Below are 22,229 nucleotides of genomic sequence, written 5' to 3' on the forward strand. Positions count from 1 at the left end.
ATTTTATGGCTTCTTTGCAAGATGTTCAAGTGCCTCGCGGTTGCGGTTGCAGTCGGCCTGAAGCTGCGGGCGGAGTATTCCGGCCTCCGTCGGGTCGATCATGGAAAGATCGGCATAGCGGTCTTCATTCATGGCGAATTGCTCAACGGTGCTGACCGGTTCCGGATCGGGGTAGCGGGGCGATTCGGTCAGCGGCGACGAGCCGTTGGCTCCGCTGTTGTCGGCCCCCGGAATCACAGAGTCGATGGTCAGAGCCGGGCGTCCTTCAGCCGCAGCCTGCGGATTGTAGCGGTAGAGAGGCCAGTAGCCCGCCTCGACAGCCCGTCGCTGTTCCACTATGGAGTGGCCGAGACCCGGACGGATGCCGTGGTTCAGACAGGGGCAGTAGGCAATCACTATAGCCGGTCCGGGATAGCGTTCAGCCTCGGCGAGGGCATCGATGGTCTGCTGATAGTTTGCGCCCAAGGCCACGGAAGCCACATAGACATTGCCGTAGGTCATCATCATGCGCCCCAGCTCTTTCTTAGCCACCCGCTTGCCGTCGGGGTTATATTTGGCCACAGCGCTGCGGGGCGTGGCCTTTGATGTCTGACCGCCGGTGTTGGAATAGCATTCAGTGTCCATGACCAGCACCTTCACCGGCTCGCCCGAAGAAAGCACATGATCGAGTCCGGCAAAGCCTATGTCATAGGCCCATCCGTCGCCGCCTATGGCCCATACGGTTTTCCGCCCGAACAGATCGGCCTCCTCAAGCAGGGCCGCATAGGCCGGACTGAGATCTCTGACAGGTTCGAGCATGGCTCTGAGCTGCCCGCCGGTTGCTGCCGAGAGTTCAGGATCGTCCTTTGCCGAATACCAGGCCTCAAGCGGCTGTTTGAGATAGGGGAGAGTATCGGGACTGTCTATCAGCTCCCTGACCTGCATGGCCACACGCTTGCGGCGGTGTTCGAGAGCTACGAGCATTCCGTAGCCGTATTCACCGTTGTCCTCGAACAGAGAGTTGCCCCATGCCGGACCCTTGCCTTGCGGATCGGTGCAATAGGCGTTTGAAGGATAGTTGGCACCCCAGATCGAACTGCACCCCGTAGCGTTGGCAATCAGCATCCTCTGCCCGAAAAGCTGTGTGAGCAGTTTGACATACGGAGTTTCCCCGCAGCCGGCGCAGGCTCCTGAGAACTGCAGGCATGGCTGGCGCAGCTGCGAGCCGTTGACTGTCTCGGCCGGCAGAAGGCGGTCTTTGAGAGTGACGTTGGCCATAGCCCACATTGCAAGCGGGGCCTCGCGGTCAACCACATCTTCAAGCGGTGTCATGGTCAGTGCGTGTCCGGGGCAGATTATAGAGCATGACGAGCACCCCAGGCAGTCTTCCGGAAAGTTCTGGATGTGGAACTTGTAGCCTTTGAGCTGCTGCGCTCCGGTGGCATCCTTGAGCGTGAAGCCTTCAGGCGCTTTGGCGGCCTCTTCCGCCGACAGGAGGAAGGGGCGGATGGCGGCGTGGGGGCAGACAAGCGAACACTCTGCGCACTCAACGCATTTGTCGGCGTTCCAGACCGGCACACGGGTGGCAATGCGGCGGTGCTCGCAGGCGGTGGTACCCATAGGCATTTTACCGTCAGGCGAGAAGGCCGAAACAGGGATCAGGTCGCCGCGGCCTTTGATGCAGGGTGTGTGGATTGTGCGGATGAATGTTTCAAGCGCGGAATCGGCAAATGCCGGTTCCGGCCTTGCCGGAGCCTCCGGAGCAGACCAGCCGCTGATTTCGCTGACATTGATCTCCTTGAGCGCGGCGATAGTCATGTCAACGGCCTTGATATTGCGGCTCACTACATCGCCGCCCTCATGACGGTAGGTTTCGGACAGACGCTCCTTCAGAGCGGCCACACCCTCGTCAAACGGAATCAGGCCGCTGAGATAGAGAAACACCGTCTCCATCACCATGTTGATGCGCGGGCTGAGGCCACAGACAGCGGCAATGCGGTCGGCGTCGATATTGTAGAAACGCAATTTCTTTTCAGTGATAGCCTTGCGCATGTCGGCGGGCAGTTTTTCGGGCATACGGTCGGGAGTCCAGGGTGAGTTCAGCACAAAGATTCCTCCGGGCTTTATCTTGTCGAGCATATCGAAACGCCTTACATATGACGACTTGTGGCAGCCCACATAGTCGGCCCCGTCAATGGCATAGGCCGATGTTACCGGTTTCTTCCCGATTCGCAGCTGCGAGATGGTGTAGCCGCCTGATTTCTTTGCCGAATAACTGAAATAGGCCTGGGCGTAGAGACCGGGAGTGTTGCCTATGATCTGTGCCACCTGCTTTGTGCCGCCTACAGTGCCGTCGTTACCGATGGCATAGAGTATTGTCTGATAGGTCCCGGAGGCCACATTGGTCTCCACGGTTTCAGTGACCGGAATCGAGAGCCGGGTGACATCATCGGTGATGCCTATGGTGAACGGATTCCGGGGCTCTTCCCTGGTCATTTCATCGAAAATGGCCTTGACCATCGAGGGATTGAACTCTTTGCTTGACAGTCCGTAGCGTCCGCCGATGATGCGGGTGTCGCGGAATTTTCCGCAATCATGGAGCGCTGTGATGACGTCCTCGCACAGAGGCTCATGGCAGGCTCCCGGTTCCTTGGTGCGGTCAAGCACCGCTATACAGCGCACCGACGGCGGAAGCGCCTCGCAAAGTTCCCTGGCGGGGAAAGGTCGGTAGAGGCGCACTTTCACCACCCCTGTCCGGTAGCCATTTTCGGAGTTGAGATAGTCTGATGTCTCGCTGACCACATCGGCAGCGGAGCCCATCACTATGATGACTCTGTCGGCATCGGGAGCGCCGTGGTAGTCCACAAGATGATAACTGCGGCCGGTGATGGAGCTTACCTTGTCCATTGCCTGCTGCACGATTGCGGGGAAGGCATCGTAGAATCTGTTGGCTGCCTCGCGGTTCTGGAAGTAGACATCCGGATTCTGGGCCGAGCCTCTCAGATCGGGGTGCTCAGGGTTCATGGAATGGCGGCGGAAAAGATTGACTTTCTCCCAGTTGACAAGGGGCCGCATCGACTCGTAGTCGATCACATCGATGGTATCCATCTCTGACGATGTCCGCCAGCCGTCAAAAAAATGCAACACCGGAAGTGAGCCTTCAATGGCTGCAAGATGGGCCACGAGGGCGAGATCCATAGTCTCCTGCACGGAAGCTGAGGCAAGCATTGTGAAGCCCGTGGCACGGCAGGCCATCACGTCCTGATGGTCGCCGAAAATCGAAAGCGCATGAGTGGCAAGCGAGCGGCAACCCACATGGAAGACCACCGGCAGCAGCTCGCCGGCAATTTTGTACATGTTCGGAATCATCAGCATCAGGCCCTGCGAGGCTGTGAATGTGGTGGCCAGTGCCCCGGCCGCGGCCGCACCGTGGACCGCTCCGGCTGCTCCAAGTTCACTCTCCATTTCCTTTACCTCAAGGGGCTGACCCATCAGATTGCGCCGTCCCTGTAGCCCCCACTTCTGGGCGGTGTCACCCATTGCGGCTATGGGGGTTATCGGGTAGACGGTGGCGACGTCACTGAGTGCGAATGCCACGTGTGCGGCTGCTGTGCAACCGTCAAGGATCTGCTTTTTCATTTCGGTCGGATTGAAAGGTGGATGGTAGAGTCTGTGAGGAGATCTGAATGGTGAGCATAAGTGCGGTCAGGCACTTATACCCTGATGAGTTTCATTGCAGCTTGACAGACTGCCTGAAATCTTTTTTAGAATGATCCTGCGAGGCAGAGGTCTGTGATCCAGAGCCAGAGCGGGCAGAAACCTATAAAGAGGATGACCGAGAGGGTCAGTGACGAAGTGCCCTCGGCCACATAGGTGTCATATTCGTCGGCGATGATGATGCCTGAAAATGCAGGAGGCAGAGCGCCGGCCACAACGAGCATCTTAAGGTTCAGAGGATCCATATGGAAGATCAAGCCCATGATAAGCAGCACGGCTGGCATCATGATCATCTTGAGGATTGATCCGAGTATTACCTGCCAGTTGATAGAGATCTTGATGGCCGAAAGGGTGATGCCGGCTGAGAATACGGCCATTGAGGCATTGGCGCCCTTGATGAGTGTGAACGAGGGGCTTGCCCAGTCGGGCCAGGGTATTCCGACGAGCACCCAGATGACTGCGAGTATCGGGGCCCATGCCACAGGCTGTTCCAGCGCGTGGATCACAGGAGCCCAGGCGCTTTTGTTTTTCGATGATCCGGGATTTTGCTTTTCAAGAGATGCGTTGAGCAGTGAAAGGCCCACGGGGATGCCGACGGCGTTGACAACAATGCCTACGATAGCCACAACGAGTGCCACAGTAGGGGTGGTGCCGAAGATAGGTTCCAGCACGGCGAATCCGAGGAAACCGATTGTCGGCGAACCGCTGATAAGCGCCGAGATGGCGGCATCGGCTCCGGTGTTTTTCTTGAACATCAGGAAGACGAAGTAGACAATCATGAAACAGAGCATGATGCCCACAAGTGAGATTATGGACAGTTTCAGATCATGGGCGAGCATTTCGCGCGTGGCCTGGACTATGGAGACGAAAAGGGCGGCTGGAAGGGCGTAGTCAAGCACAACCTTGTTGAACTTCTTGGCATCTTCGCCGGAAAATATTCCCTTCTTTCCCGAAATATAGCCCGCAAGCATCACTACGATGATCGGGACTATGGCGTAGAGAATAATGTGTTCCATAAATAGTTGTTTGAAAGTTGATAATCAGGGGAGAATATCAAAACCGGCTGGATAGGGGTGAGGCTCCATCCGGCGGATTTGAGTCTGAGTGTGAGTAGGTTTCGGGAAAAGACTATACAGTGATGTTCTGAAGGGGTGCGGGGTTCAGATAGCCTATGTGGCCTGATTCCTTGCCGGAGTCGGCGGCAAGCTGCACGTCGATCAGACAGGGTTTCTTGCTTGCGATGCTCTCGGTCAGAGCTGCGCGGAGCTCATCGGGAGTCTGGACGTAGTAGGTCTGTGCGCCGAAGGCTTCGCCGAGCTTGTCGTAGCGGGCGTGGATATCAAGGGTTGTCGGCGCCGGATCGGTGGTTTTGTCCATTGGCACTCCGATGCCGTTGTAGATACCGCCGTTGTTGAAGATGACAACTGTGAGCGGGAGTCCGAAGCGGCAGGCGGTAGAGAAGTCCATGCCTGAGAAGCCGAAAGCCGAGTCACCTTCGATGGCCACAACAGATTTGCCTGTGGCCACGGCGGCACCGATGGCTGATCCCATGCCCATACCCATGATAGCCCAGGTGGCGCAGTCTACGCGGTGACGAGGGATGGTCATGTCAATGGCATCGCGGGTGTCATCAAGAGTGTTGGCGCCCTCGTTGATCAGTATGATGTCAGGGTTGGCCTCGATGATAGGCTTGATGACTCCGAGCGCGGTCCAGTGGTGCATCGGCATCAGGCCCTTCGTGGCATCGAGACGTGCGGAGAACTTAGCGTTTTTCTCCTTGGCCTCTGCCTGTAGGGAGCTGACCCATGCAGGATCGACTGACATCTTCGCGCCGTCCATTTTTGCAAGAATGGCATCAAGAGCGAGGCCCATGTCACCGACAACCGGCGCAGCGATAGGCACGTTGACATCCATTTCTTCGGGATCGACATCGAGCTGGATGAATTTCATATCGGGGTTCCATTTTCCGCGGCCGAATGAAAGCATCCAGTTGAGACGGGCGCCGATCACCATGACCACATCAGCCTTCTCCATGACGGTCGAACGGCAGGACAGGGCGCTTAGGGGACCCGCATCGGGCATCAGGCCCTTGGCCATCGACATCGGGAGATAGGGGATGTTGTATTTTTCGATCAGAGTCTTGATCTTGTCGTCGACCTGAGCATAGGCGGCGCCTTTGCCGAGAAGGATGGCCGGACGCTTGGCTGAGGTGAGCACCTGGACCGCGCGGTCGACAGATTCGGCATTCGGAGCTACGGGAGAGTACATGTCAACCGACTCATAGAAAAGCTTTTCAGCTTCATCGCGGTCCATGATCTCACCGAGCGCCGGGGTGGTCATGTCGATATACACACCGCCCGGACGGCCTGACACGGCCGCGCGGTATGCGCGGCTGACGGCAGCGGGGATGTCTTTGGCATGGCTGCATCGGAATGCGGCCTTGACCACAGGCTTGGCTGTGTTGAACTGGTCGAGCTGTTCATAGGTGCCCATGTTCATGTCGACCATAGTCGGATCCGATGCGCCTGAGATCTGTATCATAGGATAGCAGTTGACGGTGGCGTTGGCTGTGGCTGTCAGGCCGTTCATGAATCCGAGTGACGATACGGTCATCAGCACGCCGGGTTTCTTGGTGAGAAAACCTTCGGTGGCGGCGGCCATTCCGGCCTGCTGCTCGTGGCGGAATCCTACGAAACGTATGCCCTGTCCCTGGATGAGATAGGCTGCTTCGGTGATAGGAATGCCCACAAGGCCGTAGACATTTTCAATGCCGACATTCTTCAATGCCCTGGCAAGTATATACATGCCGGTCACCTGGTCAGGAAAGTGGGGCGCGGCTTTAGGCTGACATCCGCACCCTGCGGATGTGTTGCTGCTGTTAGTTGTAGTTGCCATATAAAAACAGATTTTGAAGTTGGTTGCAGAATAGTGAAGAGGGGACAATTAGCAATTGGGCTTGCTTTACAAGACAATCGTTAATTGTCCCCTCTTTTCAGTTTCGTTGATTACGTGCGGTAGGTTTACTTGGCCTCAGGCAGGGGTGCGGTTGTACCGTTCTTGGCGAACGATGCGATCTGGTCGTCTGTATAGCCGAGGCTCTTGAGCACTTCATCGGTATTTCCGCCGAGTGACGGGCAGGGGCCGTAGGCCGGCTGATAGTTGCTCATGGTGAACGGACATCCGACGGTTACGAATTCGCCGATCTCACCACCCTGGTTAATCTTGACGAGAGTGTTGCCGTCATAGAGACTCTGGTCAGACATCACTTCCTTGGTCGAAAGGACAGGACCTACAGGCACACCGTATTTCGACAGGATTTCGGTTATCTCAAATTTGGTCTTGTCGGCAGTCCATGCACCGATACGCTGATAGATTTCCTGTTTGTGCTTGTCACGGGCATCGGCTGTGGCGAAGTCGGGGTTGGTGAGCCAGTCCTCGAAGCCGAATCCCTGGCAGGCGAGTTTGAATTCCTTTTCGCCACGCTGGAGGATGATATAGACGTAGTTGTTGGCATCAATGGCCGAGTCGAGATCTCCGGCAGGCTTACACTTGTAGGTCCAGCCAAGCACGCCGCCGCCTTCTATATTGCCTGAACGGGGCACACAGTCACCGAATTTTCCGTCGGGGTACTGCGGGAACTGCGACAGATAGCCGATCTTTTCGAGTGTCAGCTGGTCACGGGTCTTGATGCGGCATAGGTTAAGACATGCGTTGTGCATCGACTGATAGACGAAGCAGCCTTCGCCGGTTTTGTTGCGCTGCTGGAGGGCGGCGAGAAGGCCGATGAGCAGGTGCATGCCGGTGTTGGAGTCGCCGAGAGCCGCGCCGCTCTGGGTAGGGATGTCATATTCGCCTTCATACCAGCCTGTGGTCGAGGCTGCAGCTGCGGTCACCTGGGCGATAGGCTCGTAGGCCTTGAGGTCTTTGTATTTTGATGATACAGGGAAGCCCTTGATTGTACCGTAGATACATTTAGGGTTGAGTTTGTGGACCACATCCCAGCTGAAACCGAGTTTGTCCATAGCACCCGGATGGAGGTTTTCAATAAACATGTCGGCACCCTGGATAAGCTTGGTAAGGATGGCTTTACCATCAGGGGTCTTGGCATCAAGAGAGATTGATTTTTTGTCTGAATTGAGCTGCAGGAAGTAGTAGCTTGGCAGATTAGGGTCGAACTGAAGTTCTTTACGGGTGGCGTCGCCGACTCCGGGACGCTCGATTTTGATTACATCGGCTCCAAGCCAGGCAAGCATCTGGGTGCATGAAGGTCCTGACTGTACTTCGGTGAAGTCAATCACCTTGATTCCTTGTAGTGGGGCAGTGTTCATAATAGTAAATATATTAAGAATAGATGATTTTGGATTTTAACGTGTGTGCGTTAATTTTATGGGTATTTCTCATAAATCTGTACTTATACAACACTATACGGGCTGAAAAGTTGATTTTTGGCTCTTGTTCGGGAATTAATTTGTAATTTTGTCGGCCGGAACCGGCGGGAGGCGCCGCCTCAGGCTACCGTTTGTCCGGCCGAAATCATAACAGAGCCATTATGAACAATATCTGTCTTCAACTGTTTCTGTCTTTCTTCAAGATAGGAGCCTTCACTTTCGGGGGCGGCTGGGCGATGATCTCTATAATCGAGAAGGAGATCGTCGACAAGCACCGCTGGATAGACCGCGACGAGTTTCTTGACCTGCTTGCGGTGGCGCAGTCGCTTCCGGGCATTCTTGCCGTCAATATCTCTGTGGCCGTCGGCGACAAGCTGCGCGGAATGAAAGGTTCGCTTGCGGCCGCTCTGGGCTGCATCCTGCCGTCGTTTCTGATGATACTTTGCATAGCGGTGTTTCTGACGCCTGATCTGATCAAGAACAACCCGACACTGTCAGCAATCTTCAAGGGAATCCGTCCGGCGGTTGTGGCGCTGATCATAGCTCCGGTGATTTCGTCGGCCAAGGCTGCGAAAATCGGTTGGAAGACGGCTGTGATACCTGTCGGAGTGGCACTGCTGATATTTTCGAAACTTCCGGTGGTGTCAAATCCGATCCTTTACATAGTGCTCGGCGGATTTTTCGGCTGGCTCTGGTTTTCGCGCAATGTCAAGGCGCTCCACAAGGTTGAGAATGAAATAAAAAAGGAGGACGAGAAGCTATGATATATCTCAAACTTATATGGGCCTATCTGAAAATCGGACTTTTCGGATTTGGCGGCGGTTATGCCATGCTGGCGCTGATCGAGCGCGAGATAGTAGGGCCGGGGTGGATCAGCGGGCAGATGTTTACTGACATAGTGGCCATTTCGCAGATGACTCCCGGACCGATCGGCATCAACTCGGCCACATATATAGGTTATGTGGCTCCGGCGGAGTATTCCGAGGCTTTCTCCTCGCCGGTTTTCGGTATTTTGGGATCGGTGCTCTGCACGCTGGTGGTCGTGCTGCCGTCATTTGTGCTTGTGGCCTATACAAGCCATCTGATACGCCGCCATAAGGACAGTGTGGTTGTCAAGGGCATCTTCGCAGGGCTGCGTCCGGTGGTTGTAGGGCTTATTGCATCAGCAGCTCTGCTGCTGATGAACGGCGCGAATTTCGGAGAGGAATGGTCGCATATAGCATGGAGCATAGCCATCTGTCTGGCGGCTTTTCTGATGGTTTATAAATTCAAATTCCATCCGATTCTGATTATATGCCTCGCCGGCGCGGCGGGGTGGCTTATCTATTGATATGCCGCGAATTAAATTTTAATATTTCCAGCCTTGCTTCAATCAAGGTATTTGTGTAAATTTATCGCTTAAAAAATTGACAGCCATGACTTATCAGGAGTCTATTGATTTTCTATATAATTCTCTTCCGGTGTTTCAGCGCGAGGGCGCTTCGGCTTATAAACCGGGGCTCGGAACCTCTGTGGCCCTTGACGATCTGTTTGGAAATCCACACCGTGAGTATGCCTGCATCCACATTGCCGGGACCAACGGTAAGGGATCGACAGCCCACACTCTTGCGGCTGTCTTGGCCCGTGCGGGCTACAGGACAGGGCTTTATACATCGCCGCACATTTTTGATTTCCGTGAGCGCATAAGGGTCAACGGTCAGAAGATATCACATGAAGCCGTGGTTGATTTCGTGGAGCGATGGATGGCTGTGGAGTCGGATTTGACACCGAGCTTTTTTGAACTCACCTCAACTATGGCTTTCGAGTATTTTGCCCGCGAGAAGGTTGACGTGGCTGTCATAGAGACCGGTCTCGGCGGCAGGCTCGACAGCACGAACATCATCACTCCGGTTGTCAGTGTGATCACCAATATCTCGCCTGACCATACGGCGCTGCTTGGCGAGAGCCTTGAAAAAATTGCCTTTGAGAAGGCGGGGATCATCAAGACCGGAGTGCCTGCGGTGATCGGAGAGCGTCAGCCAGAGTGCATGGCTGTGTTCGAGGAGCGTGCGGAGGCTGTTGGCGCACCTCTGAAATATGCCGCTTCGCTTGACGGACGGCGCGAGGATGGGATGATGGTCTATGAGCATACTCCTTACGGCAAGATCCGCGGAGAACTTTCCGGTGACTGCCAGATAAGAAATGCGGCTACCGTGATGGAGACTCTTGGTGTTTTGTCAGGCTGTGGTTTCGCAATTCCTGCCGAGTCCGTCAGAGATGGATTCGCACATGTCTGCGAGGACACCGGACTGATGGGGCGCTGGACCACTCTGCGGCGCGATCCGCTGACCATCTGCGACACGGGTCACAATATAGGCGGATGGGAATACATAGCCTCTCAGCTTTCGGCGCGTAAGTCCGGGACTCTGCATCTGATTATGGGTTTTGTCAACGATAAGGATATCTCGGCCATCTTGCGTAAAATAGTGGAGATAGGAGGCGATAAGCGACTTTATTTTTCCGCTCCGTCTGTGCCACGCGGGCTGAATGCCGATGCGCTTGCGGCCCAGGCTGCCGAATTCGGACTGAACGGGCCGGCGATAGCTGATGTGAACGAGGCTCTTGCCACGGCTACGGCCGCCGCCACCGGGACGGATGACATGATTCTCATAGCCGGCAGCAATTTCCTGATCGCGGATCTGAACTTGTCTCTACTCAGTGAAGATAAATGAGGAAATCGGAGGCTGGATAACATATCCGGCTGTTAACCTGCCTCTTAGAGCAGAAATCTGATTCGCTTCAATACCCAGGCATCGCTCGGCCCTTTGGACTATCGCTTACCCTGGGGTTTCGAAAACTCAGTCTCTTCGAGACATTTAGGGAAGATGCGATTTCATCCGGAATCCGTCTTGCTGGACACATGCAGATCGCGGATTACCACTCTTTTACATTGGCCCTGTCTGGGAGTGGCCGGAGCGGTGGAGTGAGATGACCGCGATTATTTGCGGGAGAGGGTTGAGTTGTAGTAGCGAGGATCGCCGGTGACTTCCGGGCCGATGAAGGGGGGCAGCGGCGGGTTGGAGTCGGCTGAGGGCATTTCGATTTCGGCGAGTATGAGCCCTTCGTGGTGTCCGTGGAAGATGTCCACTTCCCATTTCCACCCAAGGTGGTCAACGATGTATCTTGTCTTGTCAATGGCGAAGCCTCCGCAGAGCCGCCGGGCCATTTCTTCGGCGTCAGCTACCGGGACGGGATATTCCCATTCGTCGCGTATGGCTCCTGAGTTGCGTCCTTTGACGGTCAGAAATGCCTCTTTGTCACGGATGCGGATGCGCACCGTGGCGTCAGGGGCAGTTGAGATATAGGCCTGACGAATGCTTACTGCGGCTTCTGCCTGAGAGATAAAGCTGCGGTCTTTGACAAGAAATTTCCGTTCTATTTCTTTTGCCATTGTTTCCAGAGTGTTAAAAGAGTGTAAAGAGGTTATGCCGATAGCAATTATCTACGCATTTATGCGTAATTTTGCAAAATTAAAAAAGATTGTAACTATTTGCAACAATTTTCCATGACCAAATTGTGTGCGCTCATGCGCATCATCATATTTTGTGTAAGCGTAATCCTGATTTCTTTTTCAGCATCCGGCCGTAATGTGACAGTGCGCGGAGTGGTGCGCGATTCGCTGACCCGCGAGCCGATACCATATGCGTCTGTACTGCTCAAAGGTACTGACCGAGGCGTTCTTACGGATGACAACGGCCGCTACACTATAGTGACCACGCTGCCTTTTGACAGTGTGATGGCTTCGTCGCTGGGATATACAACAAAAGCTGTTGCCTCAAGGAAGAGGGGCGACAATGTGCAGGTTGACATTGATCTGGTGTCGACCGGTGTGCTGCTCGGAGAGGTGATAGCCAAGCCCAAGCGGGAGCATTATTCGAAAAAGAATAATCCGGCTGTGGCTTTCATGGAGAAAATACGCCACACTCAGGATCTGAACGATCCGCGGCGCCACGATAATTATAATTATAACAAGTACGAGCGTATAACGCTGGCTTTGAATGACTATCAGTTTAACGATTCGGCCAAGCGCGGCTTTGACAAGATGTTTTCTTTTGTCAAGGAGTATATCGACACTTCAGAGGTTTCGGGCAAGCCGATCCTGAATGTGGCTCTGAGAGAAAAACTGTCATCGGTGCATTACCGGAAGGAGCCTAAAGGGGAGAAGGAGTTCGTCACGGGGCTGCGTTCATCGGGCATTGACGAGATGCTTGACAAGCAGAGTATGCAGACGTTCTATGAGGACGTGTTGCGTGAGGTGGATGTCTATGACAATGATATCGTGCTGATGCAGACCCGCTTTGTGTCGCCGCTGTCAAGAATCGCGCCTGATTTCTATAAATTTTATCTTACGGATACGGTTTTTGTCGACACCACGCGCTGTGTGGAGCTTACGTTCGTGCCGCGCAATCCGAGCACGATGGGGTTCACGGGGCGTTTTTATGTGCCTGTTGGCGATACGACCATGTTTATAAAGAGAATTGTGTTGCGTGTGCCTCACGACATAAATCTCAATTTCATCAACGGTCTTGTCATCAGCCAGGATTATGAGAAGGCTCCTGACGGGTCGCGTCTGAAGACCAAGGACGACATGATTCTCGAAGCGAGCGTGGTTCCGGGTTCAGGCGGTCTCTACGGCCGGCGTCAGACGGTCTATGACAGTCATAATTTCGATCCGGCACCTGATGCGTCGATTTTCAAGCGCGGAGTGGCCCAGATCTATGCCCCAGGCGCGGAGTATCGCGGTCAGGATTTCTGGGATGAGAACCGCAAGGCGGAGATTGCCCAGGGTGTCAACGGAATCGAGAAGATGATGGAACGCATGAGGCAGGTGCCTCTGTTCTACTGGACTGAGAAGGTGGTCAAGGTTCTCGTGTCGGGCTATGTGCCGACGGCCAAGAAGTCATATTTCGATATCGGGCCGATGACTTCGCTCGTGTCCTATAACTCTGTGGAAGGTCTGCGCCTGAGAGCGGGCGGCATGACTACGGCCAATCTTTCGCGCCGGTGGTTTGCCCGCGGCTACGGGGCTTATGGTTTCAGAGACCACAAGTGGAAGTATAAGGCGGAGCTGGAGTATTCGTTCCGTGACAAAAATTATCATTCGCGTGAGTTCCCGATACATTCCCTGAGGGCCACGCAGTTATATGATCTCGACCGCCTGGGCCAGATATCGAGTGTGCACAATGCTGATAATTTCTTCCTTTCGGTGAGCCGTCTGCCTGACTGCCAGATGACCTATCATCGTGTAAGCAAGCTTGAGTATATTCTTGAGACAGAGCAGCATTTCTCGCTTGAGGCGCGGATTCAGCAGGAGCGGCAGTATTCCACTCCGTTTATGACTTTCATCAACGGCTACGGCGAGAATTTCAGGCATTACACTATGAATTCGTTCCGCCTGCAGTTGCGCTATGCTCCGGGCGAGAAGTTCTATCAGCTGACTACGGGACGCACCCGCATCAATTTCGATGCTCCGGAGATGGTTATTTCACACACCTATGCTCCGAAGGGGTTCATGGGTAATCCGTTTGCTCTGAATGTGACGGAGGCTTCGTTTTTCAAGCGCATATGGCTTTCGGCTTTCGGTTATGTCGACATGACGCTTAAGGGAGGCCATGTGTGGTCGCGCACTCCTTATCCGGGGCTGCTGATTCCGGGGGCCAATCTGTCATATCTGATTATACCTGACCTGTTTTCGTGTATGAATCCGATGGAGTTCATCAATGATTCTTACGCGCAGTGGGATCTGACCTATTGGGCCAACGGGTTGATTCTTAACTATATTCCGATCATCAAACGGCTTAAGTTGCGCGAGGCGTTTATGTTCAAGGGTGTCTGGGGCCATCTGAGTGACCGCAACAAGCCTTGGTTAAATCCGGATCTTTATGGTTTTCCGGAGATCAACAATACGCAGCTGATGTCTGATACTCCTTATATGGAGGTGGGTGTGGGTCTTGACAATCTGCTGAAGGTTTTCCGTGTGGATTATACCTGGCGCCTGACTTACCGCGATAACCCCGGAGCCTGCAAGCAGGGGCTGAGGTTTACTTTCCATTTTTCTTTTTGAGAACCGGCATGAACATAAATCCGCATTTCAAAATCTATATCGGAAAGAAGTTCTGCAATATACAACAGTCTGTCAGTGCACTCCATCCGGAGCGGTAAATCGGTGTCCTCGACCGGACACCAGATGCCGGGGGATTGCAAGCCCGTGACACCTGCGCGCTTTGCGCTGCGGTGTCACGGGCTACGAGTAAATCTGCGTCCTCCGGACGCCCATCCGGCCTCAGCATGCACAGCGTGACCGGGACAGTTGTCTGCATCCTGTCTGAGCGATTCACTGCCCCCTGCCTGATGAGTTTTCTGAATCCGCTGATGCCAAATGCACCGAATTTCTTTTGTTGTTTACTTCTCTCAGATCAGGCAGAGGATTATGAGCTGGGCGATGATGACGCGGCAGAACATTGAGAGGGGGTAGACGGTGGCGTAGCTTACGGTTGCATAGTCGCCTGGGATGATGTCATTGGCGTAGTTGAGGGCCATCGGGTTGGCCATACTTCCGCAGAGCATTCCGCAGGTGAGTCCGAAGTCGAGGCGGCAGAATTTCATGGCTATGGCTCCCATTATGAGTACGGGGATTATGGTTATAAGGAAGCCGAGGAGTATCCAGACGAGGCCTTCGGGGCGCATGATGGTGTCAATGAAGTGTGCTCCGGCTTCGAGTCCGAGGCAGGCGAGGTAGAGCGAGAGGCCGATGCCGCGTAGCATGAGGTTGGCGCTTCGGGTGGTGTAGGTGACGAGGCGGAACTGCGGGCCGAAGCGGCCAATTAGTATGCCTACGATGATGGGGCCTCCGGCGAGTCCGAGTTTTATGGGGGTGGAGATGCCGGGGATCATGATAGGGATGGAGCCGATGACGAGTCCGAGGACTATGCCGATGAAGATGGCTCCGAGGTTGGGGTCTTTGAGTTTGATTTCGGTGTTGCCGAGGATCTGTTCGACTTTTTCGATGTCGGCTGCGCTTCCGACTACGTTGAGTATGTCGCCGAGCTGGAGGACGAGTTCGGGGGTGGCGAGCAGGTGGAGTCCGCTGCGGCTTATTCGGCTGATGTTTATGTGGTATTGGTTGCGCAGGCGCAGCGAGCCGAGTTTTTTGCCGTTGATCGAGGGACGGCTGACGATGATGCGGCGCGAGATGAGCTGGTTGTCGATGGAGTTCCAGTCGATGTCTTTCTTGTTCCAGTCACGGGCTTCCTGTTTGCCGAAGAGGACTTTCAGTTTTGCGGCGTCTTCAGGGGTGGTGATGACGAGCAGGTGGTCGTCTTTGAGGAGGATTGTGGTTGAGTCAGGGAGGCTTACGTCATGGTCGCGCCAGAGGCGGGAGATGACGAATCTGGTTTTGGAGACTGCTGAGATTTCGCGGACCGACATGCCGTAGATGGCGGGGTTGCAGACCTGGAATTCGGCTATGAATGTGCCGTCAGGTTCTTCCTGCGGAGGGGTGAGCGGTGCGCCGGAGCGGCGGAGGAAGCCGCGCAGGGCTATGATGGCGAGGATCACTCCGACTACTCCGAGGGGGTAGGTGACGGCGCAGCTGAGGGCGGCTCCGCTGGCTGAGCGGCCTACCTGTTCGAGGGCCTGCTGGGCGGCGCCGAGTGCGGGGGTGTTGGTGGTGGCTCCGCAGAGGAGTCCGGTGGCTTCTCCGATGGGTATGCCGAGGCAAAGGGTGCAGAGGACGGCCATGAGGGTGCCTATGGCGAGGACTCCGAGGCCGAGCATGTTGAGTTCGAGACCTCCTTTGCGGAATGAGCTGAAGAAGCCCGGACCGACTTTCAGGCCGAGTTCGTAGACGAAGAGCACAAGGCCGAGGTTTTCGGTGTAGTGCAGGATGGTGGGGTCTATTGAGAGCCCGATGTGGCCTGCGAGGATTCCGGCGAAAAATACGAATGTGACGCCGAGTGATATGCCCCAGACGCGGATTTTACCTAAGGCAAGGCCAAAGGCGATGATCACTGAGATAATGATCACCGCCTGGAGTGCCGTGTGGCTCATGAAGAGCTCTGAAAACCATTGCATGTGCTGACCAGTTTATTTTGACTGATAGAGGTAGCGTTTGATGGAGCGTTTGGGCGTTTTTTCGAATTCTTCGCTCATGAGTTTGAAGCGCTGTACCTGGGAATAGGCCGGGAGGCTGGAGTTGAGAGTTTTGATGTTTTCCTCCATTATGCCCATGATTCCGTCGTTGTCGAGGCCCTGGGATGTGAGGCTTTCGATGTCGGGGTAGATGAGGGCCACGAGGCGTCCGTCACCTCCGTCGATGATGAGCGATTCGGCTACGTAGGAGAGGTTGTTGAGTTTGTCTTCGATTTCTTCGGGGTAGATGTTCTGGCCGGAGGGTCCGAGGATCATGTTTTTGTCGCGTCCGCGGATGTAGAGGAATCCGTCGCTGTCGAGGTTGCAGATGTCGCCGGTGGAGAGCCATCCGTCTTCGCTCATGCAGGCTTCGGTGGCTTCCGGATTTTTGTAGTAGCCGAGCATTACGTTTTCGCCTTTGACGTGGAGAATGCCTGGTTTGACGGCGCTGTCAGTGGAGTCGATGCGTGCTTCTACGCGGTCTACGATGCGTCCGCATGATGCCATGCGGTTTTCGCTGGAGGGCGAGTAGGAGATGAGGGGCCCGCATTCGGTCATGCCGTAGCCTACGGTGTAGGGGAAGTTTATGCGGCGGAGGAATTTTTCGACGTCGCGGTTGAGGCCGGCACCTCCGATGATGATTTCCTGCACGTTGCCGCCGAAGGTTTCGGTGAGGCGGTCTTTGATTTTGCCGAGGAGCTTTTCATCTACATATGGCACCATGAGCATGAGTTTCATGAGGGGCTTTTCAAGCATCGGGAAGACGCGGGTGCGGATGATCTTCTCGATGATCAGGGGCACGGTGACGATGTAGCGCGGGTGGACCTTGGCGAAGGCTTCCATGATGATGCGCGGCGAGGGTGTGCGGGTGAGGATGTGGATGTGGTTGCCGCAGATGAATGGGCGGAGCATGTCGATTGTGAGACCGTACATGTGGGCCAGGGGGAGCATGCAGACCACTCCGTCGCCAGGACCGGTGGGTATGTTCTCGATGCAGAACTGCACGTTGGACCACAGGCTGCGGTAGGGAAGCATGACTCCTTTTGAGAAGCCGGTGGATCCGGAGGTGTAGCTGATGAGGCAGAGTTCTTCTTTGGTGTCAATGTGGTAGACGACGTCTTCAGGGGTGAAGCGGTCGGGGTAGCGGCGGCCGAAGATTTCGTTGAGGTGTCTGCGGGCGTGGATGAGTTTTTCGTCGTTGCTGTGGAGCATCGAGAAGTCGCGGACTGAGATTGCGCCGAGGAGGGTGCGCATGCCGTCGGGGTTGAGGTCTTCCCAGATGTTCTCGTCGATTATGGCCAGGCGGGCATCGCTGTGGTTGATAAGGTGCTGGATGTTGTCGGCTTTGAAGTCGGCGAGAATGGGAACTATGACGGCGCCGTAGGTGAGGGTGCCGATGAAAGCCACGCACCACATGGAGCTGTTCTTGGCACAAAGTACTACTTTGTCGCCCGGACGGATTCCGCTCTCCTGGTAGAGGAGGTGGAGTTTGGCTATTTTGCGGGCTACGTCCTTGTAGGTCAGGGTGGCACCGCCGAAGTCGGTAAGGGCGGGGAGGTCCCAGTTGTCACGGATTGCGTCCTGGAAATATAGGTTGAGGCTTTCGCGATCTTTCATTATTCTGAAGTATGGGGTGTGATAGATTGAATTTAGGGGAAATTTGGCACAAATTTAGGAATTATCGGCCATTTTTGCAGTGCTATTTTCTTTAATAAATCTTAACGCTTGCGGGCACAGTGGTTTATGCGGGTCGAGAATGCGGACGTCAGGATCTTTCGAGAGCCAGAGGAGCTGTTTTTTTGCGTAAACGCGGGAGTTTTTGGCTATGCGGGCTATTGCTGTCTCGCGGTCCATAGTGCCGTCGAACATGGCGAAGAGTTCTTTGTAGCCTACGGTGTTGAGCGAGTTTAGGTGGCGCTGGGGATAGACGCGGCGGGCTTCCTGCTCGAAGCCTTCGGCTATCATGGCGTCGACGCGCCTGTTGATGCGGTCGAAGAGTTCGGCCCGCTCCCAGCCGACGGCTATCTTGATGATGCGGAACGGGCGCTGCTTGCGGTTGCCGGTGAGCAGGGTGGAAGCGGGGATTCCGGCCTGGAGGGTGATTTCGATGGCGTGGATGAGGCGGCGGTGGTTTGAGGGGTCGGCTTTGTCGAGGTAGGCGGGGTCGAGCCGGCGCAGGTGTTCATGGAGTGCGGGGAGGCCTCCTTTTTCATACAGGTCCATGACTTCGGCGCGGATCTGCGGGGAGATGGTGGGGAGTTGGTCGATTCCGTTGGTGACGGCGTCGATATACATCATTGAGCCTCCGCACATGACGGCGTAGTCGCTGTGGAGCCAGATTTCGGAGAGGATGCGGAGGGCGTCTTCCTCGAAACGGGCGGCCGAGTAGTAGTCGGTGAGATCAAGGGTGCCGACGAGGTGATGGGTCACGGCTGCGAGTTGGGCGGGGGTCGGTGCGGCTGTCCCGATGGGGAGGTCGTGGAAAAGCTGGCGCGAGTCGGCCGACACGATTTCCGTGTCGAGCGCCTGCGCCAGCTCTATTGCGAGTGAGGTCTTTCCGCTTGCGGTCGGGCCTGTGACTATTACGAGAGTTTTCAATCTGCTGCTTATTCGGCTACAAGACGGGCAATCTCGATGATGACCTGAGTGGCTTTTTCCATCGAGGGGATGGGCACGAATTCATAACGTCCGTGGAAGTTGAGGCCTCCGGCGAAGATGTTGGGACAGGGGAGCCCTTTGAATGAAAGCTGTGCGCCGTCTGTGCCGCCGCGGATGGGCTGTACTTTGGGGACTACACCTACGTTTTTCATCGCCTGGATGGCAGTGTCGACGATGTGCATTACGGGTTCGATCTTCTCACGCATGTTGAAGTACTGGTCTTTGATTTCGATAGAGACGCAGTTGGGGAATTCGTTGTTGATTTTGCGTGTAAGGTGTTCGAGCTCTTTTTTGCGGCGTTCGAAGCGGTCGCGGTCGTGGTCGCGGATGATGTAGGTGAGCACGGTTTCTTCTACGGTACCTTCAATCGAGATCAGGTGGTAGAAGCCTTCGTAGCCTTCGGTGTGTTCGGGAGTCTCCCAGCGGGGGAGCATGATGGCGAACTGGTTGGCGACGCGGATGGAGTTGAGCATCTTGTGTTTGGCGTAGCCGGGATGCACGTTGCGGCCTTTGAAGGTTACTTTGGCTACGGCTGCGTTGAAGTTTTCGAATTCGAGTTCGCCGATCTCGCCGCCGTCCATAGTGTAGGCCCAGTCGGCGTTGAAGAGGCTGACATCGAATTTATGTGCTCCCTGGCCGATTTCTTCATCGGGGTTGAAGGCTATGCGGATGTCGCCGTGTTTGATTTCAGGGTGTTTGATGAGGTAGTCAACGGCTGTGATTATTTCGGCGATTCCGGCTTTGTCATCGGCTCCGAGGAGGGTGTTGCCGTCGGTCACGATGAGGTCCTGACCTTTGTAGTCGAGCAGTTCGGGGAATTTGGCGGTTTCGAGCACGATTCCTTTGGCGGCGTTGAGTACTATGTCATTGCCGTCGTAGTTTTCGACGATGCGCGGAGCCACGTGTTTTCCGCTCATGTCAGGCGATGTGTCGAGGTGGGCGATGAAGCCGACTGTGGGAACCTGCTTGTCAACGTTGCCTTTGAGCGTTGCCATCAGATAGCCGTTGTCATCAAGAATAATGTCGTCGAGACCCATTGCGCGGAGTTCTTTTTCAAGATGCTGCGCGAAGATCATCTGTCCGGGGGTTGATGGGGTCATGTTGGTCAGTTCGTCACTCTGAGTGTCGAATTTGACGTAGTCCAGAAAACGGTCAACAACTGTCATGGCGTTTTGTGAGATTATTGTGGTAAGATTATATGCTTGAGTTTTTGCAGTGCAAAGGTACGAAAAAAGAGTGGATAGTCAGTCGGTTGGGGTTAAAAAAAAGAGTGCGGTCCGATGTCTGGACCGCACTCTTTGGTTATCAGGGATGGTTGTTGACCTTATTTCACTTCCTCGAATCTAACCATATATGATTACCAATATATTGGAATTACCGCGCTTGTCAAGCATGGTAAAGAGCAATGGAAATGCAACACCCTTGTGTGTAACTCCAAGCATGAGGTTATTGATGTTGACCTCACCGAATTTCCAGTTGGTGCGGTCAAGGCTCAGAACCAGTCCTGTCTTGACTGGCAGAAGTGCAAATATCACTTTGGCTATGAGGTCAAGATTGAGAGCATATCCTGCAAGGAACCTCTGCAGGCGGCGCAGATTGGAATCACGCTCGACGCTTGTAGGCATCGCAGACGCTATCTTGTGGAGGCTGACCGTCTGCACAACACAAATGGCGTGAAGGACAAACGCAAGCAATTTTATGCGAGCAAGATTCTTGCTGCTCTTGCATAATCGGGACGATTTTATTAGCTTTGTCGCAGTCCCTGGGAGTTGTCGTAACTTTCATGGAAAAAGCGGTCAAACTTTTCTTTAAAGAAACTAATTTTCAGGGACTTTTGCAAGAAATAACTAATTAAAAATCAACAATATAACCGACAAAATTCATTTTTTTCATCTACTAAAAATACCATGATACAATGAAACGTTTATTATTGCTTCTGGCGGTTGTCACAGCCATGATCAACTGCTCCTATGCCGCCAACGACGACATTGCCCTTCATGTCAAGGACATAATAACCGATTGGGGAGGCTCGGGCGGAAAAGCCGACTCTGAGACAAACAGTTACACCTATAATCAGTATGCCCTCAACTATTGGGACATACACGACCTGTCCACCGATGTCTATGACCGCCTCGATATGAAATTTGCCACTCCGGTCGATTATGACAACATCCATGTGACGGTAACCTACAGCGACGGCACCACGACCGAAAGCACCATTGTCAATGGAGCGACAAGCCACAATCTGGCTTTCGAAGCCGACAAGATTCTTGAAAAGATTACCGTATCCCATGGCTGGGACGGTCCCCAAGGCCCGATAACCATCTATTATGACAGCATAGTGATACGCGCCAAGGATTCAACAGGCCTGATAGGGAACATGCCGGTTAAGTCGCCTAAACTCGGAACCGGAATGGCAAATCCCATTCTTGATTTCCAATTCTGTGCCGACCCCACCGCTATAGAGCATGACGGGCGGCTCTATGTCTATGGCACCAATGACCATCAGCAATATGAAGCCGGAACCGAGAAAAACTCTTATGAAAAAATCAAGTCACTGGTCATGATTTCAACCGATGATATGGTAAACTGGACCTATCATGGCTTGATTCAGGTTGACGAAATCGCACCCTGGATCTTGGCATCATGGGCACCCAGCATCATCAGCAAGAAACAGGCCGACGGCACTACATTGTTCTCGCTCTACTTCTCCAACAGCGGATGGGGCGTCGGTGTAATCCAGGCCAAGTCGCCTGTGGGCCCCTGGACCTCTCCGCTGAGTAAAAGCCTCATTGACGGCACCAATCCTGTTGTGGCCGGGAGCGGAGCTGTCTTTGACCCCGGAGCGGTGATCGACGACAACGGTGACGCATGGGTGACATTCGGCAACAGTCAGGGATGGATAGCCCGGCTGAACCCCGATCTTCATTCCTTTGCCGCCGACCCCGTGAAACTCCCTTCACCCTTCCACTATGAGGCCAACGAGCTTAACTTTATAAATGGCACCTATGTCTACACATTCAATAATGACTGGTCGGACCACGAGCCATGGACATGGGGCGGCACAAAACCCCAGCCTGCAGCATGGTTTACATGAAAAGCACCGATCCGTTGAAACAGGATTCATGGACCTATGGCGGCAACTACTTCAAGAATCCCGGAGATAACGGCATGACCTTAAATAACAACCACACCCATCTGCACAAATACAATGATAAATGGTATCTGTTCTAAGTAGATGTTGAAAATTAGTTTATATCAATTTTTTTGCGTATCTTTGTGTAAACACATAAAGACACAACGCTATCGCAAAAATCA

15 protein-coding genes and 1 pseudogene are annotated in these 22,229 nt (G+C 54.2%); 6 read left to right on the top strand and 10 right to left on the bottom strand.

Annotated elements, in window-relative coordinates:
• Nucleotides 1–3: 3 nt before the first annotated feature.
• The 4 genes from nifJ to frc all read right to left on the bottom strand — a co-directional run bounded on the left by nifJ (nt 4) and on the right by frc (nt 8,024).
• Nucleotides 4–3,618: a pyruvate:ferredoxin (flavodoxin) oxidoreductase gene (gene nifJ, locus FDZ78_RS00950; RefSeq protein ID WP_124075492.1), complete on the bottom strand. Its 3,615-nt coding sequence runs from the start codon at nt 3,616–3,618 to the stop codon at nt 4–6.
• A gap of 125 nt (nt 3,619–3,743) precedes the next feature.
• On the bottom strand, nt 3,744–4,712 hold the full coding sequence (locus FDZ78_RS00955) for an AEC family transporter (RefSeq protein WP_107030945.1): 969 nt from the start codon (nt 4,710–4,712) through the stop codon (nt 3,744–3,746).
• A gap of 112 nt (nt 4,713–4,824) precedes the next feature.
• Nucleotides 4,825–6,591 carry an oxalyl-CoA decarboxylase gene (oxc, locus tag FDZ78_RS00960; RefSeq protein ID WP_168182117.1) on the bottom strand — a complete coding sequence of 589 codons (1,767 nt, stop codon included), beginning with the start codon at nt 6,589–6,591 and terminating at the stop codon, nt 4,825–4,827.
• 125 nt (nt 6,592–6,716) lie between these two features.
• Nucleotides 6,717–8,024 (bottom strand): formyl-CoA transferase, encoded by a 1,308-nt coding sequence (frc, locus tag FDZ78_RS00965; protein WP_107030946.1) that lies wholly within the window; start codon nt 8,022–8,024, stop codon nt 6,717–6,719.
• Nucleotides 8,025–8,245: 221 nt separating this feature from the next.
• Between frc and FDZ78_RS00970 the strand changes: the two genes are divergently transcribed.
• The 3 genes from FDZ78_RS00970 to FDZ78_RS00980 all read left to right on the top strand — a co-directional run bounded on the left by FDZ78_RS00970 (nt 8,246) and on the right by FDZ78_RS00980 (nt 10,795).
• On the top strand, nt 8,246–8,848 hold the full coding sequence (locus tag FDZ78_RS00970; protein ID WP_107030947.1) for a chromate transporter: 603 nt from the start codon (nt 8,246–8,248) through the stop codon (nt 8,846–8,848).
• On the top strand, nt 8,845–9,414 hold the full coding sequence (locus FDZ78_RS00975) for a chromate transporter (protein WP_136408856.1): 570 nt from the start codon (nt 8,845–8,847) through the stop codon (nt 9,412–9,414). The genes FDZ78_RS00970 and FDZ78_RS00975 overlap by 4 nt, the downstream gene beginning before the upstream one ends.
• An 85-nt stretch (nt 9,415–9,499) precedes the next feature.
• A complete protein-coding gene (locus tag FDZ78_RS00980; protein ID WP_136408855.1) occupies nt 9,500–10,795 on the top strand; it encodes a folylpolyglutamate synthase/dihydrofolate synthase family protein in 1,296 nt (431 codons plus the stop codon).
• A 266-nt stretch (nt 10,796–11,061) separates the two neighbouring features.
• On the opposite strand, the gene FDZ78_RS00985 is transcribed toward FDZ78_RS00980, so the two are convergent.
• Nucleotides 11,062–11,514, bottom strand: coding sequence for a CYTH domain-containing protein (locus FDZ78_RS00985; protein WP_136408854.1), 453 nt, complete (start codon nt 11,512–11,514; stop codon nt 11,062–11,064).
• A gap of 135 nt (nt 11,515–11,649) precedes the next feature.
• Between FDZ78_RS00985 and FDZ78_RS00990 the strand changes: the two genes are divergently transcribed.
• The gene (locus FDZ78_RS00990) at nt 11,650–14,187 is read left to right on the top strand and encodes a DUF5686 and carboxypeptidase-like regulatory domain-containing protein (protein ID WP_168182114.1); all 2,538 of its coding nucleotides are present in this window, start codon (nt 11,650–11,652) and stop codon (nt 14,185–14,187) included.
• A gap of 347 nt (nt 14,188–14,534) precedes the next feature.
• Here the strand turns inward: FDZ78_RS00990 and FDZ78_RS00995 are convergent, their stop codons facing one another.
• The 5 genes and pseudogenes from FDZ78_RS00995 to FDZ78_RS01015 all read right to left on the bottom strand — a co-directional run.
• Nucleotides 14,535–16,196: a putative transporter gene (locus tag FDZ78_RS00995; protein ID WP_137426157.1), complete on the bottom strand. Its 1,662-nt coding sequence runs from the start codon at nt 16,194–16,196 to the stop codon at nt 14,535–14,537.
• Nucleotides 16,197–16,208: 12 nt separating this feature from the next.
• Nucleotides 16,209–17,870 (bottom strand): AMP-binding protein, encoded by a 1,662-nt coding sequence (locus FDZ78_RS01000; protein WP_124075491.1) that lies wholly within the window; start codon nt 17,868–17,870, stop codon nt 16,209–16,211.
• Between the two features lie 54 nt (nt 17,871–17,924).
• Nucleotides 17,925–18,851: a tRNA (adenosine(37)-N6)-dimethylallyltransferase MiaA gene (miaA, locus tag FDZ78_RS01005; protein WP_136408852.1), complete on the bottom strand. Its 927-nt coding sequence runs from the start codon at nt 18,849–18,851 to the stop codon at nt 17,925–17,927.
• Between the two features lie 8 nt (nt 18,852–18,859).
• The gene (pepT, locus tag FDZ78_RS01010) at nt 18,860–20,077 is read right to left on the bottom strand and encodes a peptidase T (RefSeq protein ID WP_107030959.1); all 1,218 of its coding nucleotides are present in this window, start codon (nt 20,075–20,077) and stop codon (nt 18,860–18,862) included.
• A gap of 201 nt (nt 20,078–20,278) precedes the next feature.
• Nucleotides 20,279–20,696, bottom strand: a pseudogene (locus FDZ78_RS01015) (IS4 family transposase); the annotation flags it as partial.
• A gap of 130 nt (nt 20,697–20,826) precedes the next feature.
• On the opposite strand from FDZ78_RS01015, the gene FDZ78_RS01020 reads away from it, so the two are divergent.
• Both FDZ78_RS01020 and FDZ78_RS14550 read left to right on the top strand, forming a co-directional pair.
• Nucleotides 20,827–22,008, top strand: coding sequence for a family 43 glycosylhydrolase (locus FDZ78_RS01020; protein WP_137426158.1), 1,182 nt, complete (start codon nt 20,827–20,829; stop codon nt 22,006–22,008).
• Nucleotides 21,996–22,145: a hypothetical protein gene (locus tag FDZ78_RS14550; protein WP_168189996.1), complete on the top strand. Its 150-nt coding sequence runs from the start codon at nt 21,996–21,998 to the stop codon at nt 22,143–22,145. Before FDZ78_RS01020 ends, FDZ78_RS14550 begins: the two co-directional genes overlap by 13 nt.
• Nucleotides 22,146–22,229: the final 84 nt, after the last annotated feature.

The organism is Duncaniella sp. B8, assembly GCF_005304985.1.
Lineage (GTDB): Bacteria > Bacteroidota > Bacteroidia > Bacteroidales > Muribaculaceae > Duncaniella > Duncaniella muris.